Genomic DNA, 15,906 nt, shown 5'->3' on the forward strand with positions numbered 1-15,906 from the left:
GTCCGCCTCAGAGACGCTCGGCCTCCGTCAGCACGGCTTCCAGGTTGCCGGCGCGTTTCACGCCGGGGCCGCTGGCGGCTACCATGGCATCAACGCTGGTCAGGAACTCGGTGCGCGGCTGGCGTGCGGCCCAGTGCAGCGGCCCGCCCTTCAGCGCCGGAAAGCCGTAGCCGTTGACCAGGACGAGGTCCACGTCGGAAGCCCGCTCGGCGATGCCTTCGCCGAGCAGGAGCGCGGCTTCGTTGACCATCGAGGCGAGCAGCCGCGCGCGAATCTCGTCATCCGGAATGGTCCGCCGGACGATGCCCTTGGACGCCGCGCAGGCCTCGATCACGGCCGTCACCTGCGGATCGACATCGCCGCGCGAGCCGGGCGGATACAGATACCAGCCCATGCCGGTCTTGCGCCCGAAGCGGCCGGCCTCGCATAGGCGGTCGGCAATCTCGACGTAGCGGTTCTTCGGATCGCGCAGCGGCGCGAGCCGCTTGCGCCGCGCCCAGGAGATGTCGAGGCCGGCAAGATCGAACACAGCGAACGGCCCCATGGCCATGCCGAAGGCACGCATGGCACGATCGACGTCCTGCGGATAGGCGCCCTCCTCGATCAGAAACTCGCACTGCTCACGGTAGGCGGCGAAGATGCGGTTGCCGATGAAGCCCTCGCCGACGCGCGCCACCACCGGCAGCTTGCCGATCCGCCTGCCGACGTCCAGCAGCGTCGACAGGGTCTCCAGGCTGGTCCTGTCCGCCCGCACGACCTCGATCAGGCGCATGACATGAGCCGGATTGAAGAAATGCAGACCGCCGACCCGCTCCGGTCGCGCCGTCGCGGCTGCGATCTCGTTTATGTCCAGATACGAGGTGTTGGTGGCGAGGATCGCGGTCTCGGGCAGCAGCTTGTCGAGTTCGCCAAACAGCGCCTTCTTGGCATCCATGTCCTCGAAGATCGCCTCGACGACAAGATCGCAGTCGGCCATCGCCGGAACGTCACCGCCCAGCACCGTCTCCATCAGCGCCGCAGCCGATGGAATGCGCCCCTCGGCCTCCAGGCTAGCCGCTGTTTCGCCGATTGCCGAGAGGCCCGCCGCGAGCACGGACGGGTCGCGTTCGGCAAGGTGCACGGTGAAGCCGCGACGGGCGAAGGCGAGCACGATCCCCTGCCCCATTCGCCCGGCGCCGACGACACCGACGGTGCGCACGGAAAGAGGCGTCGCCCCTTCCGGCAGTTTCATTGCCGCCTTTTCGGCGAAGAAAAGATGCCGGAGCGCTTGCGACTGGGGTTCGCGGCGCAGCCGCAGCGAGGTCTCGCGCTCGCGCGCGAGGGCTTCATCCACGGGCAGCGTGACGGAATCGCGGATCGCGGTGATCGCGGCCGCGACGGCCTCTGCGCCGCGTCCCTTCTTGGTCGCCTCGGTCGCTGCTCTTTCGACCGCAGCTGGCGCGCAAGAGACGACCGGCTGGTCGCGCAGGCGGCGTTTCTGTCCGCCCAGGGTCGCCAGATGGGTCACCGCCGCCTCGATCAGGTCGCCGTTGGCCACCGCGTCGACCAACCCGAGGTCCAGTGCCTCGGCGGCCTTCACCCTGCGCCCCGAGGTGACCAACTCGATGGCGCGCGCCTCGTCGACGAGGCGTGACAGCCGCAGCGTGCCGCCGGCGCCGGGAATGAGGCCGAGCGTGACCTCCGGCAGGCCGACGACCGCCTTCGGCGTCGCCACGCGTGCGTCGCAGCCGAGCGCCAGTTCGTAGCCGCCGCCGAGCGCGGCGCCGTCGATCGCGGCGACCACGGGGAACGGACAGGCCTCGATCGCGGCGATCACCTCGGGCAGATGCGGCGGTTGGGCCGGCGCGTCGAATTCGCGGATGTCCGCACCGCCGACGAAATTTCCGCCCGCGCCGGTCAGAACGGCGCCGGCCAGCGTCCCGTCGACGCCGATCTCCACGAAAGCGGCCTTGACGGCCTCGCGCATGGCCTTGGACCCCGCGTTGACCGGCGGAAAATCGATGGTCACGACCGCGATGGTTCCGGCGGCTCCATGTGATCGACGCTCGACGTGAACCCGTCCTGCGCCGCCTTGGTCTGTCATTGCGATGGTCCTCACTGCTTTGGCCAATGAACCCCGGTCTCAGCGCTTGTCGTCGAGGATCATTGCGGATGCTTTCTCGGCGATCACGATCGTCGGCGAATTGGTGTTGCCCGAGGTGATGGTCGGCATGACGGAGGCGTCGGCGACACGAAGTCCGACAAGGCCGTGAACGCGAAGGCGTTCATCAACCACCGCCAGGGGATCGTCGTCAAGGCCCATACGGGCGGTGCCGACGGGGTGAAAGATCGTCGTGCCGATGTCGCTACCTGCCGGCGCGGGCGATCTTGCGCGCCTCCTCCGACACCAGATCGCGGAACCAGCGGTGGATCGGCGACAGGTTGGTGCGCGTGGTCCAGTACTGATAGACCTTCAGCCGGCTGTCGAAGGGTGCCGGCAGGCGGGCGACGGCGTCCCCGAGCGTCGCCGCAAGCAGCCGCGGCACGGTGGCAACGAGATCCGTGCCTGCGATCAGCCGGCCGAGTTCGCCCGAGCTCGGCAGGTCGACGATCACCTCGGCCGTCACGCCCTGGGCCTCGGCCAGTTCCAGATAGCCCGGCTTCCAGGCTCCTTCGTAGGAAATCAGCACGTGCCGGGCGGCGGCGTAGGCGTCCGCCGTCAGGGTGCCGCCGCAAACCGGATTGTCCGGATCGGCGATGCAGACGTAGCCGTCCTCCAGCACCAGCCGGCGGAAGGCCTGCTTGCCCGCGCCGTGGACCGGCGACAGCAGGAGGTCGCATTCGCCGCGCCTCAGTTGCTGGTGGCCGTCGGTGCGCGACTGCAGGATCTTCAGCCGGATGCCCGGCGCCTCGCGGCGCAGGTGGCGCAGCACCGCAGGCAAGATCACCGCGCGCTCGTAGTGATTGCAGGACAGGATGACGTCCGCCTCGGTGCGCAGCGGATCGAAATCGGGCGGCTCGGCCAGCGCGGTCACCTGGTCGAGGATCGCCCTGACCCCGGCGACGATCTCGTCGCAGCGCGCCGTCGGCGCGACACCGCGGCCCTGACGGACGAACAGCACGTCGCCGAATACACCGCGCAGCCGCTCGATCGTATAGCTCACCGTCGACTGGTTCTGGCCGAGCAGTTCCGCCGCGCGGGTGAACGAACCGAGGTCGTAGACCAGCCTGAGGGTCTTCAGGGCGCGGAAGTCGAGGTCGGTAAGATCGAATTTCTGCATGACGACCATTCAGCCGATCTGATTGATAAATGCAATTGCCATCCGCAAGCTTCCCCGCAGAACCATTCGAGGGAGTGAACGCCGTGACGGCACCCAACCGCAGGATCAACGCGGAGACGGTCGACTTCGACCAGCTCTGGCGCGACCCCTATCCGACCTTCGCCCGGCTGCGGGCGACCAATCCGGTCGCCTTCGTGCCGCAGGCAGACCACTATTTCATCACCCGCTTCGACGACATCGCGCATATCGAGCGCCATCCCGCGATCTTCCGCGCCTCCGAGCCGCGCTCCCTGGTTAACCGGGTGATGGGCCACAGCTTCATGCGCAAGGACGACGAGGAGCACATGGTGGAGCGCAAGATCGTCGCTCCGAGCTTCAGTCCGGCGGCGGCGAAAAAGGTCTGGTCCGACACGTTCCGGGAGATCGCGGCCGACCTGCTCGACGACCTGCAGGACAGGGGTTCCGCCGACCTCGTAGCCGACTTCGCGACGCCGATGGCCGCGCGCAGCCTGTGTACGGTGACCGGCCTCACCAACATCGCCTGGCAGGACATCGCCCGCTGGTCGCAGGCCTTGATGGATGCAGTGCAGAACTATGCCCGCGATCCCGAACTCGCTCGTCTCGGCCAGGAGGCGTCCGACGGCATCGACGCTGCCATCGACGCCATGATCCCGGTGCGGCGCGCCAATCCCGACCGCAGCATCCTGTCGATGATGCTCGCCGGCGACATGCCGCTCGACTCGATCCGCGCCAACCTGAAGGTGATCATCGGCGGCGGCCAGAACGAACCGCGCGACGCCAATTCGGGCCTGATCTGGGCGCTGCTGTCCAATCCCGACCAGCTTTCGGCGGTCAAGGCCGACCCGTCGCTGTGGCTGCGCGGCTTCGAGGAATACGTGCGCTGGGTGTCGCCGATCGGTATGTATCCGCGTACGGTCGGCCAGGAGACGGAACTTGCGGGCGTGCCGCTCAAGCCGGGCGACCGGCTGTTCCTGCTGGTCGGCTCGGCCAACCGCGACGAGGCGCAGTTCCGCGACCCCGACCGCTTCGACCTCCACCGCGAGGAGAGCCGGCACCTTGCCTTCGGGTCTGGACCGCATTTCTGCGCCGGCGCCTGGGTCGCGCGCGCCCAGGTCGCCGACATCGCCGTACCGATGCTGTTCGAGCGGCTGAAGAACCTCGAACTCGACGACAGCGGCGAACCGGCGCGCTGTGGCGGCTGGGCCTTCCGCGGCCTGCTTACCCTGCCGGCGCGCTGGAGCGCCTGATAGGCGCCTTATGACCGAACGGCGGCGGAGGCGCATCGCGGGTCGCTCCGCCGCCGATCCGTCACCGTTATCGCGCTGTAAATTATTTATCATGTTAAGTATATTGCATCTCGCATTCGCTCGGCTAAGATGGCCCGCATCGGCCGAGCGGAAGCGGGAGGAGCAACAGGCATGCCGGAGCACAATTCTATGCGTCGCAGGACCGGCGGCGAGGCCCTTGTCGACGCCCTGGCGGCGCACGGCATCGATACCGTGTTCGGCATTCCGGGCGCGCAGATCTACGGCCTGTTCGACGCCTTCGCCACGGCGACGCCGCCGCTGAAGGTGATCGCCCCGCGACACGAGCAGACCTGCGGCTACATGGCGTTCGGCGCCGCCCTAGCAACAGGCAAGCCGGCCGTCTTTTCCGTCGTTCCGGGACCGGGCATCCTCAACGCCGGCGCGGCGATGCTGACCGCCTTCGGCTGCAATGCTCCGGTGCTGTGCCTGACCGGCCAGGTGCCGACCGGCTTCCTCGGCCAGGGCCGCGGTCACCTGCATGAAATGCCCGACCAGCTCGCCACCCTGCGCACCTTCGTCAAGCATGCCGAGCGCGTCGACCATCCGGCCCAGGCCGGCACTGCCGTCGCGCGCGCCTTCCAGATCATGACCGGCGGACGCAAGGGACCAGCCGCACTGGAAATGCCCTGGGACGTGTTCACCCAGGCCGCCGTCACCCTGCCGCCCTCGCCGCTCGCCCCCCTCGATCCGCCGCCGGTCGATGACCGCGCGATCGAGGACGCGGCCCGCCTGTGCGCATCGGCCCGCGCGCCGATGATCTTCGTCGGCTCGGGCGCGATCGGCACCGAGGCCGAGGTGCTGCGCCTTGCGGAGCTGCTCGACGCTCCCGTCGTGGCATTCCGCAGCGGCCGTGGCATCGTCGACGACGACCACGACCTCGGCCTCACCATGGCCGCAGCCTATCGCCTGTGGCCGGACACCGACCTGATGATCGGCATCGGCACGCGTCTCGAACTGCCGACCTGGCGCTGGCCGTACCGTCCGGCAGGACAGAAGTCGATCCGCATCGACATCGATCCGGCCGAAATGCGCCGCTTCCGCCCCGATGTCGCCGTAGTTGCCGACGCGGCGGCCGGTGCGGCCGCGCTCGCCGACGCGCTCGGTCGCAACGCCGGCCCCGACGCCTCCCGCCGGCAGGCCATCGCCGCAGCCAAGGCCGCCGCTGCCGAGGCGATCCAGGCGGTGCAGCCGCAGATGTCCTATCTGTCGGTGCTGCGCGAGATCCTGCCCAGGGACGGCATTGTTACTGACGAACTGTCACAGGTCGGCTTCGCTTCCTGGTACGGCCTGCCGATCCATCGGCCGCGCACCTTCCTCTCGTCCGGATACCAGGGCACGCTCGGCTCCGGCTTTCCGACCGCGCTCGGCGCCAAGATCGCCTGCCCGGATCGCGCCGTGGTCGCCATCTGCGGCGACGGCGGCTTCATGTTCGCTGCCCAGGAACTGGCGACCGCCGCCCAGTTCGGCATCGGCGTCGTCACCCTGGTGTTCAACAACCGCTCCTACGGCAACGTCCGGCGCGACCAGGTGCAGGGTTTCGAGGGTCGGATCGTCGGCGCCGATCTGGACAATCCGGACTTCGTCCGCTTTGCCCAGTCTTTCGGCGTCGACGGCGTGCGCGTCGACACGCCGGACTCCTTCCGCCGGGAACTGAAGCGGACGATCGCGGCCGACCGGCCGGCGCTGATCGAGGTCGCGGTCGAACGCGGCTCGGAGACCAGCCCCTGGGCCTTCATCCATCCGCCCAGGCCGGACGGCCTCTGATAACCGCACAGCAAACGCTTCGGGAATCGGGAGAGAAGGGTATGCCGACAGTCGTGGTCACGGGCGCCGGCTCGGGCATCGGTCAGGCAACGGCACTGCGTTTCGCGCAGGCCGGCTGGAACGTCGTCGCGGGACTGTATGACGCGTCTCAGGAGACCGGGACGAAAGCGGTCCACGGCTTTGCCGAAGCCTCCGGCGGCTCCTGCCATACCGTCATTGCCGACATCTCGAAGGAGGTCGATGCGGAACGGCTGATCGAGGAGGCCGCCAGACAGTTCGCCTCGGTCGACGCGCTGGTGAATGCCGCCGGCATCACGCGCATGGTACCCCTCGCCGACCTCGCCACCCTGACGCCGGAGATGTTCCACGCCATCTATGCGGTCAACACGGTCGGCGCCTTCCTGACTGCCCGCGCGGCCGCTCCGCACCTGCGCAAGGCGCAGGGCGCCATCGTCAACGTCTCGTCGCTCGCCGCGCGCACGGGCGGGGGCTCATCCATCGCCTATGCGGCCTCCAAGGCGGCATTGGAGACCGTGACCCTGTCCCTCGCCCGCGTACTGGCGCCGCAGGTGCGGGTCAATGCCGTGGCGCCCGCCCTCGTTGCCGACGGCTTCGTCCAGCGCCTCGATCCCCGGGCTTTCGAGGAGCGTAAGAGGGGACAGGTCGAGCGCGCTCCGCTCGCCCGCATCGGCCGGCCGGACGACGTCGCCGAGACCATCTTCTGGCTGGCCACCGGCGCGCCGCTCGTCACCGGCGAGATCGTCACGCTCGACTGCGGCCTTCATCTGAACGCCGACTGACACATACGCCGCGACCAACGCGGCCCTTTTCGAGGAAACGCCATGACCGAACGCTTCACGCCGCGCCGCACGCCGCCCGAGGGTATGCCGCCGCGCCTGCGCTCCAGGACCATCTACACCGGCACCATCCGCGCCACGACGCGCAGCTTCCTCTATGGCATCGGCTTCGACGACGAGGAGATCGAACGCCCGCATGTCGCCGTCGTGCACACCGGCGGCGAGATGAGCCCGTGCAACCTCAACCTGGCCGTCCAGGCGCAACACGCCAAGACCGGCGTCTATGCCGGCGGAGGTGCGCCGCACGAATGCCCGGTCGTGTCGGTTTCCGACGGCCTGTCCATGGCCCATTCCGGCATGCGCTTCTCGCTGATCTCGCGCGAACTCATCGCCGACAGCGTCGAGGCGACGGTGCGCGGCCACCAGTTCGACGGCATCTTCGGCATCGGCGGCTGCGACAAGAACCTCCCGGGCCTGATGATGGGGGCGGTGCGCTGCAACGTGCCGGCCGTGGTCATGCACGGCGGTGCCACCATTCCCGGTCGGCTCGACGGCAAGGACAGGAACGTCGTCGACACCTACGAGGCCATCGGCGGCGTGCTTGCCGGCACGGTCGAGCGCGCCGAACTCGACGCGCTCAGCCACGCCTGTCTGCCGACCGCCGGCTCGTGCCCCGGCCAGTTCACCGCCAATACCATGGGCATGGTCGCCGAGGCGCTCGGCCTCGCCCCGATCGGCAGCGCCATGATGCCCGCCGTCTACTCGCAGCGGGCGGCCGTCGCGCGCCGCGCCGGCAAGGCTCTGGTCGCGGCGATCGAACGCGACTGGCCGCGCGCGCGCGACATCGTCACCCTGACAGCGCTCGAAAACGCCTGCGCCCTGGTCGCCGCCACCGGCGGCTCGACCAACGCCGCCCTGCATCTGCCGGCGATCGCCAACGAGGCCGGCATCGCCTTCGGCCTGCCGGAGATCGAGACGATCTTCGCTCGCACGCCTCTGATCGCCAACCTGCAGCCCGGCGGCCGCTATCTGGCACGTGACCTCGACGCCATCGGCGGCACGGGCATCATCATCCGCGAACTGATCGCCGGCGGATTCATAGACGGCGATGCGCTCACCTACACCGGCCGCAGCCTGGCCGAGGAGACAGCCGGCGCACCTGCCCCCGATGGCGAGATCGTCAGACCCTGCAGCGACCCGATCTCGCCGACCGGCGGCCTGATCGTGCTGCGCGGCAACCTGTGTCCCGACGGCGCCGTGCTCAAGGTCGCCGGCCTCAAGACCCTGGTGCATCGGGGCAAGGCGCGCGTCTTCGACGGCGAGGAGGCCTGCCAGACCGCGGTGCAGAACCGCCGCTACGAGGAAGGCGACGTGATCGTCATCCGCAACGAGGGACCGAAGGGCGGTCCCGGCATGCGCGAGATGCTCGGCATCACCGCCCTGCTCTACGGCCAGGGCATGGGCGAGAAGGTCGCCTTGCTGACCGACGGCCGCTTCTCCGGCGCGACCCGGGGCCTGTGCATCGGCTATGCCGGACCGGAGGCCGCCGCCGGCGGCCCGCTCGCCCTTCTGAAGGACGGCGACATCGTCGCCATCGACGCGCGTCCCGGCCACGCGACCATACAGGTCGAACTGACCGACGAGGAACTTCGCGCCCGCGCCGCCGCCTCCCCGTCAACCTGGAGCGCGCCGAAGGGCGGCCTGCTCGAGAAATACGCCGCTTGCGTGGGTCCGGCTTGGCGCGGCGCCGTGACTCATTCCGGCAACGTCGACTGGCCGCGCGACGAAGAGCCGACCCTCTGAACCGCCGCAGCCGGCCGGACCTCGCCCTGCCGACCGGGCTTTTCCGGCCGGCGGATCCGTGCGAAAGCTCCGCCACCCGGTCCGATCCAGCCTGAAAGGCCGTCCGCCATGCTGTTGTCCCTCGAGCACATGCGCCGTCGCGCCAGGCGCCGCATTCCCCGCGTCGCCTTCGACTATCTCGACGGCGGCGCCGGAGACGAGGCCGGCGTGCGCGAGAACCGCGCCGCCTTCGACCGGCTTCGTTTCCTGCCGCGCGCGCTGCGCAACGTCGATGCCGTCGATCCCTCGGCGACCCTGTTCGGCCGCCGCTGGGCGCTGCCCTTCGGCATCGCGCCGATCGGGCTCGGCAATCTCGTCTGGCCGGGCGCAGACGCCATGGTGTGTCGCGCCGCGCGCGACGCCGGCCTTCCCTACACGCTGTCGACCGCCGGCACGACCGCGATCGAGACCATCCGCGGACTGGCTCCGGAGACGTCCTGGTTCCAGCTCTACGTCGCGCGCGAGCAGACCATCGCCGAGGACCTGATCGCGCGCGCGGAAGGCTGCGAGGTGCTGTTCGTGACCGTCGACGTGCCGGCGCCGGCGCGCCGCCCGCGCGACATCGCCAACGGTCTCAGCCTGCCGCTGAAGCCGTCGCTGCGCATGGCCGCCGACATCGCCTGCCATCCCCGCTGGACCGCCGCCATGCTGCGGGCGGGCCAGCCGCGCTTCGCCAACATCGAGCGCTATGCGCCGGGAGCGACCAACGCCCAGGCGCTCGCCGCCTTCATGGCCAGCCAGAGTTCCGGGCGTGTCGACTGGGCCTATCTCGACTGGCTGCGCGGGCGCTGGCTTGGCCGACTGGTCGTCAAGGGCCTGCTGGCGCCGGAGGATGTCTGCCGCGCCCGCGACGCCGGCGCCGACGCGGTCGTCGTCTCCAACCACGGCGGCCGGCAACTGGAGGCCAGCGTCGCCTCACTGACCATGCTGCCGGAGATCCGCCGTGCCGTCGGTCCCGACTTCCCGCTGCTGCTCGACAGCGGCGTGCGCTCGGGCGCCGACGTGGTCAAGGCGCTCGTCGCCGGCGCCGATTTCGTGCTGATCGGCCGTGCCGCCATGTATGCGGTCGCCGCCGCCGGCGAGGCCGGGGTACGCGACCTCGTCCGCCTGTTCGAGGCCGAGATCCGCAGCGTCATGGCCCAGCTCGGCGTCACGCGCACCCAGGACCTCGACGCCGGCCTCGCCTATTCGGACTTTGGCGCCGTCTCCAGCAGCCGTCCGTAGCCGGGCGCTTCGCCACCGTGACCGATCAGCCGCGCGGCGGCCCAGGCCCCGGCGACCGCGCTGGAGATCACCGGCACGCCGAGCCTGTCCTCAAGCGGCAGGGTCACCGACAGCGTCTGCAGCCCTCCGCAGGAGACCAGCAGGGCGTCGGCCTCCGGCGCCGCGACAAAGGCCCGCGTGCCAAGACCGATCAGGTCGTCGTCGCCGATCGCCAGCACGTCGCCGACGGCGCTGATCTGCAGGCTGTCGAGGCCGAGTACCTCGAAGCCGTGATGCAGCAGAAACGCCGTCAGCCGGTCGTTGACCTCGTCGACATAGGCGGTCGCCACCGCAAGACGCCGCGCCCCGACGGCGCGCAGCGCCTCGACGACCGCGCAGCTCATCGTGGTGACGGGAAGACCGGTCGCCGACGCCATGCGCTCGACCAGCGCGTCGTTGAACGCCGCGCCGCGGTAGAAGCTCAGCGATGTGCCCATCAGCGCGACTGCCGCCGCGCCTTCTGCGGCCAGCGCGCGGGCGGCCGCCTCGACCCTGTCGATGACGTCGTCGTAGCCGTCGCGGGTCATCGTCGCCAGCGCCAGGCCCCTGGCGGCAAAGCGCAGCGCATCGCCGTAGAGCGCCGGCGGCTCGGGCGGCACCAGGCCTGTCGCAGGCGGCACGATCAGGCCGACCAGCGGCCGGCCGTCGCCCGGCCGGGAGGTCATTGTGCCATCTGCTGCGGCAGGTAGAGCACCAGCCAGGGCAGCAGCACGATCAGCGCGAGGCGAATGAAGTCGGCGGCGATGAACGGCAGGATACCCTTGTAGATCTCCGTCGTCTTGACGTTGTGCAGCACCGTGCGGATGACAAAGATGTTCATGCCGATCGGCGGCGTGATCAGGCTGATCTCGACCACCACGACGACGAGGATGCCGAACCAGATCGGGTCGAAGCCGAGGCCGACGACCAGCGGGAAGAACACCGGCACTGTCAGCAGGATCATCGCCAGCGAATCGAACACCGCCCCGAGCACCAGGTAAAACACGATCAGGAGCAGGATCACGCCCATCGGCGACAGACCGAAGCCGTTGATGAATTGTACCACCGCGCTCGGCACGCCGGCGACGTTGACGAAGTTGGAGAAGATCAGCGCGCCTACCAGCACGGCCATCAGCATGGCCGTGGTGCGCGCCGTCTCCAGCAGCAGCTTGAGCAGCGAGCGGACCGTCAGCGTGCGACGCAGCAGGGCGATGAAAAACGCGCCGGTAGCGCCGACGCCGGCAGCCTCCGTCGCCGTGAAGACGCCGAGATAGATGCCGCCGATGACCACGATGAACAGCACCAGCGTCGTCCAGACCGTGCCGAGCGCCGCGAAGCGCTCGCGCCAGGCCAGGCGCGGCCCGCGCGGGCCGGCCTCCGGCCGCAGCGTGACCACCGCGATGACCGCCAGGATGTACAGCAGGATGCCCATCACGCCCGGCACGATGCCGGCGATGAACAGCTGGCCGATGCTGGTCTCGGTGATGCTGCCGTAGATCACCATGATCACGGAGGGCGGGATCAGGATGCCGAGCGTGCCGCCGGCGGCGACCGAGCCGGCCGACAGGGAATCGGAATAGCCGTAGCGCTTCATCGAGGGCAGCGCGATCGCCGACATGGTCGCGGCGGTGGCCAGGCTTGAGCCGCAGACGGCCGCAAAGCCGCCGCAGGCGATGATGGTCGCGATGGCAAGGCCGCCGCGCCGGTGACCCACGAAGGCGTTGGAGGCGGCATAAAGCTCGCGCGACAGGCCGGCGTGGTTGACCAGGTTGCCCATCAGCAGGAACAGCGGCAGCACGGAGAGCGAATAGCTCGACAGCGTGTCCCAGGTGATCTGCGCGACCATCGCGCCGGCAGGCTTAAAGGCGATCAGGTAGCCGAAGCCGAAATAGCCGACGAAGCCGAGCGCCAGCGCCAGCGGAAAGCCGAAGAACAGCAGCAGGAAGAGTACGACGAAGCCGATCAGCGCGATGGTCATGATCCGCTGCCCTTTCGAAACAGTCCGATGAGCGCCTTGACGGCAAGGATTGCGGCGGCGGCGGCGGCAAGGCCGAGCCCGGCAGCACCGAGCATGACGACCGGCGCGATGGGGAACTTGAGGGTCGCGGTGGTGTCGCCGAAGCGGGCGAAGCGCGCCGCCATCTCCCACATGCGCAGGGCGAGGAACCCGGTGCCGGCGACCATGGCGGTCGCCACGACCAGATCGCGCAGGTGCGCCATGCGGCCGCCGAAGGCGTCCTCGAACAGGCCGACCGTCACGTGCTCGCGGCGCAGCGTCACCGAGGGCAGAGCGACGAAGACGATCGCCGCCATGGCGAGCTGGGTCATCTCGTAGGCCCAGCCGAGCGGCGCGTTGAAGAAGTAGCGGCCGACCACGTCGACGGCCGTGGAAAACATCAGGGCCAGTAGAAGCAGGCTTCCGGCGGCGCCCAGGACGGTCTCGACGATGTCGACCGGCAGCGACAGGAGCCTCGACGGGCGGTCAGAAGCGGGATCGGTTTCGGTATCAGCCATGGCAGGCCCTTTGGAGACGGCGGAGCGCCCCCCGGACCGGAAGTCCGGAGGGCGCGGGAAGAGATCACTCGGGCTTGTAGGCCTTGGCCTCGGCGATCAGCATGTCAAGCGCTGCCTTGCCGTCGACGCCCTTGGCATTGGCCTTCTCGATCCAGGCCTGGGTGATCGGCGCGGTGCGCTCGCGGATCGCGGTGGTGAACGCCTCGTCGGCAACGATGCGCTTGACGCCGTTCTTTTCCATCGTGGCGATGGCCGCTTCGTCCGTCTTGTCGAAGGTGCGGCCGCCGAGCCGGGCGAGATATTCACCGGAATGGTCCATCACGACCTTCTGGTCCTCCGGCGACAGGGCGTCGAAGGCGTCCTGGTTCATCACCGCGAACCAGACCGACGAATATAGCCCGTCCGGCACCGTCGTCTCGTAGTTGATCACGCCGCCGAGGTTGAAGCTGTCGTAGGCTTCCGAGGGCAGCAGCGTGCCGTCGACGATGCCGGCGGACAGGATCTCGTAGACCTCGTTGGCCGGAGCCGCGACATTGACGCCGCCCAGCGCCGGGTTGATGTCCTGGATCAGGCCGCCGCCGACACGGAACTTCTTGCCGTTCATGTCGTCGATGCTGTCGATCGGCTCCTTGGACGTCATGATGCGGCCCGCGCCGTGGGCGAAGATCGCCAGCAGCTTGACGCCCTCGAACTCGTTGACCTGCGCGAAATGCTTCTCGAAGGTGCGCCACAGCGCGACCGAGCGCGCCTCGCCGCTCTGGCCGACGAACGGCAGTTCCGCCGCGCCGACCAGGTCGAACCGCCCCGGCGTGTAGCCGGCGACGCCGAAAGTGATGTCGGCGATGCCGGCGACGGCGAGGTCGTACTGGCGCGGCGGAGCGCCGAGCGAGGCATCGGTCATCTGGATGTCGACGCGACCGCCGGACGCCTCGCGGATGGCATCCGCCCACGGCTTCATGGTGCCGACAACCTGGCTGTGCTGGGGCGGCAGCCAGTTGTTCATGCGAAGCACCGTCTGCGCTTCGGCAACCGACTGGTATGCGAGGGCGGCCAAGGCGACGGATGCCAGGCCAATACTCTTAAACACTTTCATGCTCTCCTCCCTAAGAATCGTCTCACCGCGAGACGGCTCGAGATCGACGGATCTCCATCGGGCCCGACGACAGGCCCGCAAGCTGATTGAGGCCCGGACTGCTGGGAAAGGTCCGCAGCGTTCCGGGATCCGCTGCCGGCTCAGCCGGCGAGCGTCGCCTTCAGGCTGGCAAGGCCGGACCTGAAGACGAAGGACATGCCCTGGGCCACGGCATCGAGCGCGTCCTCCGGCGCGTCGAAATCGCAACTCCACACCACACGGCTGCCAGCGCCGTTCGCCTCGACGCGTAGCAGGCCCTCGTGGCGAAGGAGCGGCATCGGGCTGTCCAGGATCGTGTAGCGGCAGGCCATGGCATCGACGCAGTCCAGCTGCTCTTCGACGACCTCGGCACCGTCCGGCACGACGAGGCGCCGGACCTTGCCGCCGCTTTCCGCCCGGCTCTCGACGACGCCCGGATGCCAGGCAGCCATCGCATGGAAATCGCCGATGACCTGCCAGACCACCTCCGGCGTCGCCGCAAGCTCGACTTCCTCGACTACTTTCATGGTCGCCCCTCCTCAGGCTACGCGTCTAGTAGGCGAAACAGACGGACTTGGTTTCGGTGTAGAGGTCGATCGCCGCCCGGCCCATCTCCCTGCCCATGCCGGAATGCTTGAAGCCACCGAAGGGCATGTTGGCGTCGACCGCGTTGTGGGTGTTCACCCACACTGTGCCGGCCTTGATCGCGCCGACCGCCCGCATGATCTTGGAGTAGTCGTTCGACCACACGCTGGCGCCGAGCCCGTAGACGGTGTCGTTGGCCTTGGCCAGCGCCTCGTCGAGGTCGTCGAACGGCATCGCCACCATGACCGGCCCGAAGATCTCCTCGCGCACCACCGACATGGCGTGGTTGGTGTCGACGAGAATGGTCGGACGCACGAAGAAACCGTCGCCGTCGGAGTCCGGGCCGCCGGTCGCGGCCCTAGCACCGTCGGCAAGACCCTGGGCGATGTAGCCCTTGACCCGCTCCTGCTGCCGGCGCGAGACGAGCGGGTTGATCTGATTGGCCGGATCCATGCCCGGCCCGACCTTCATCTGGGCCGCCGCGCCGGCCAGGTCGGAGACGACGTTGTCGAAAATCTTCTTGTGGACGTAAAGCCGCGATGACGCCGTGCAGACCTGGCCGTTGTTGAAGAAGATGCCGGCGGCCGCGCCCTGGGCCGCCATGGCGGGGTCGAAGTCGTCGAGCACGATCATCGGCGACTTGCCGCCCAGTTCGAGCGAGAAGCGGGTCATGTTCTTGAGCGCCGCCTCGCCGATCTTGCGGCCGACCTCGGTGGAGCCGGTGAAGGCGACCTTATCGACGCCGGGATGGGCGACGAGGCTTGCACCCGCGGTATGGCCATAGCCCGTGATCACGTTGACGACCCCGGCGGGCACGCCCGCTTCCAGGCACAACTCGGCCAGCCGCAGGGCGGTCAGCGGGGTCTCCTCGGCCGGCTTCAGCACAACCGTGCAGCCGCAGGCGAGCGCCGGTGCGATCTTCCAGACCGCCATGACGAGCGGGAAGTTCCAGGGCACGATCGCGCCGACGACACCGACCGGTTCGCGCAGCGTCATGGCGCGATACTGGACGCCCGGGGGAAAGCCGATCGAGACGTCCAGGGTCGAGCCCTCGATCTTGGTCGCCCATCCGGCCATGTAGCGGGTGAACTCCGACGAATGGCCCGCCTCGAGCATGCGCGAGATCATGATCGACTTGCCCTGGTTCATCGTCTCGATCTGGGCAAGTTCCTCGCCGTTGGCCTCGATCAGATCAGCCAGGCGCACGAGCACCTTCTCGCGGTCGGCGGGACGCATCTTCGACCATTCGCCGCCGAGCGCGGCGCGCGCGGCCTTCACGGCGCGGTCGACCTCCTGCTCCGTCGCATCCGGCACCTTGGCGATCACCAGCCCGGTCGCCGGATCGAACACGTCGATGGACGCGCCCTCACCGCGCTGGCTCTTGCCGTCGATGAAGTGGCCGTGCTCGCGGGCGAGGAAGCTGTGGGTAGCAGGATGCAGGTCAGATGGCACGTTCAGCATGA

The 15,906-nt window shown here is 68.9% G+C and carries 13 protein-coding genes and 1 pseudogene; 5 read left to right on the forward strand and 9 right to left on the reverse strand.

Annotated features, from left to right (window positions below):
- Nucleotides 1-7 precede the first annotated feature (7 nt).
- The 3 genes and pseudogenes from SL003B_RS15945 to SL003B_RS15955 all read right to left on the reverse strand — a co-directional run bounded on the left by SL003B_RS15945 (nt 8) and on the right by SL003B_RS15955 (nt 3,269).
- On the reverse strand, nt 8-2,083 hold the full coding sequence (locus SL003B_RS15945) for a 3-hydroxyacyl-CoA dehydrogenase NAD-binding domain-containing protein (protein WP_013653894.1): 2,076 nt from the start codon (nt 2,081-2,083) through the stop codon (nt 8-10).
- 39 nt (nt 2,084-2,122) lie between these two features.
- Nucleotides 2,123-2,353, reverse strand: a pseudogene (locus tag SL003B_RS15950) (GMC oxidoreductase); the annotation flags it as partial.
- Nucleotides 2,346-3,269, reverse strand: a complete 924-nt coding sequence (locus SL003B_RS15955) for a LysR family transcriptional regulator (RefSeq protein WP_013653896.1) — start codon at nt 3,267-3,269, stop codon at nt 2,346-2,348. The gene SL003B_RS15955 and the pseudogene SL003B_RS15950, both read right to left, overlap by 8 nt.
- 74 nt (nt 3,270-3,343) lie before the next feature.
- Between SL003B_RS15955 and SL003B_RS15960 the strand changes: the two genes are divergently transcribed.
- From SL003B_RS15960 to SL003B_RS15980, 5 genes are all read left to right on the forward strand, one after another.
- Nucleotides 3,344-4,528: a cytochrome P450 gene (locus SL003B_RS15960; protein ID WP_013653897.1), complete on the forward strand. Its 1,185-nt coding sequence runs from the start codon at nt 3,344-3,346 to the stop codon at nt 4,526-4,528.
- Nucleotides 4,529-4,717: 189 nt separating this feature from the next.
- Nucleotides 4,718-6,352 (forward strand): thiamine pyrophosphate-dependent enzyme, encoded by a 1,635-nt coding sequence (locus tag SL003B_RS15965; RefSeq protein ID WP_013653898.1) that lies wholly within the window; start codon nt 4,718-4,720, stop codon nt 6,350-6,352.
- Nucleotides 6,353-6,393: 41 nt separating this feature from the next.
- Nucleotides 6,394-7,152, forward strand: coding sequence for an SDR family NAD(P)-dependent oxidoreductase (locus SL003B_RS15970; RefSeq protein WP_013653899.1), 759 nt, complete (start codon nt 6,394-6,396; stop codon nt 7,150-7,152).
- 42 nt (nt 7,153-7,194) lie between these two features.
- A complete protein-coding gene (gene ilvD / locus SL003B_RS15975) occupies nt 7,195-8,952 on the forward strand; it encodes a dihydroxy-acid dehydratase (RefSeq protein WP_013653900.1) in 1,758 nt (585 codons plus the stop codon).
- Nucleotides 8,953-9,060: 108 nt separating this feature from the next.
- Nucleotides 9,061-10,215, forward strand: coding sequence for an alpha-hydroxy acid oxidase (locus SL003B_RS15980; RefSeq protein ID WP_013653901.1), 1,155 nt, complete (start codon nt 9,061-9,063; stop codon nt 10,213-10,215).
- Here SL003B_RS15980 and SL003B_RS15985 read toward each other — a convergent pair.
- From SL003B_RS15985 to SL003B_RS16010, 6 genes are all read right to left on the reverse strand, one after another.
- Entirely contained in the window at nt 10,176-10,919 is a 744-nt protein-coding gene (locus tag SL003B_RS15985; RefSeq protein ID WP_013653902.1) for an arylmalonate decarboxylase, read from the reverse strand. The two genes, SL003B_RS15980 and SL003B_RS15985, sit on opposite strands and share 40 nt — an antisense overlap.
- Nucleotides 10,916-12,211, reverse strand: coding sequence for a TRAP transporter large permease (locus SL003B_RS15990; protein ID WP_013653903.1), 1,296 nt, complete (start codon nt 12,209-12,211; stop codon nt 10,916-10,918). Before SL003B_RS15990 ends, SL003B_RS15985 begins: the two co-directional genes overlap by 4 nt.
- Nucleotides 12,208-12,747, reverse strand: a complete 540-nt coding sequence (locus SL003B_RS15995) for a TRAP transporter small permease (protein WP_013653904.1) — start codon at nt 12,745-12,747, stop codon at nt 12,208-12,210. The genes SL003B_RS15990 and SL003B_RS15995 overlap by 4 nt, the downstream gene beginning before the upstream one ends.
- Nucleotides 12,748-12,811: 64 nt before the next feature.
- Nucleotides 12,812-13,840 (reverse strand): TRAP transporter substrate-binding protein, encoded by a 1,029-nt coding sequence (locus tag SL003B_RS16000; RefSeq protein WP_013653905.1) that lies wholly within the window; start codon nt 13,838-13,840, stop codon nt 12,812-12,814.
- Nucleotides 13,841-13,980: 140 nt separating this feature from the next.
- The gene (locus SL003B_RS16005; protein ID WP_013653906.1) at nt 13,981-14,385 is read right to left on the reverse strand and encodes an SRPBCC family protein; all 405 of its coding nucleotides are present in this window, start codon (nt 14,383-14,385) and stop codon (nt 13,981-13,983) included.
- A gap of 25 nt (nt 14,386-14,410) precedes the next feature.
- Nucleotides 14,411-15,904, reverse strand: coding sequence for an aldehyde dehydrogenase family protein (locus SL003B_RS16010; RefSeq protein WP_013653907.1), 1,494 nt, complete (start codon nt 15,902-15,904; stop codon nt 14,411-14,413).
- Nucleotides 15,905-15,906: the final 2 nt, after the last annotated feature.

Source organism: Polymorphum gilvum SL003B-26A1 (assembly GCF_000192745.1).
Lineage (GTDB): Bacteria > Pseudomonadota > Alphaproteobacteria > Rhizobiales > Stappiaceae > Polymorphum > Polymorphum gilvum.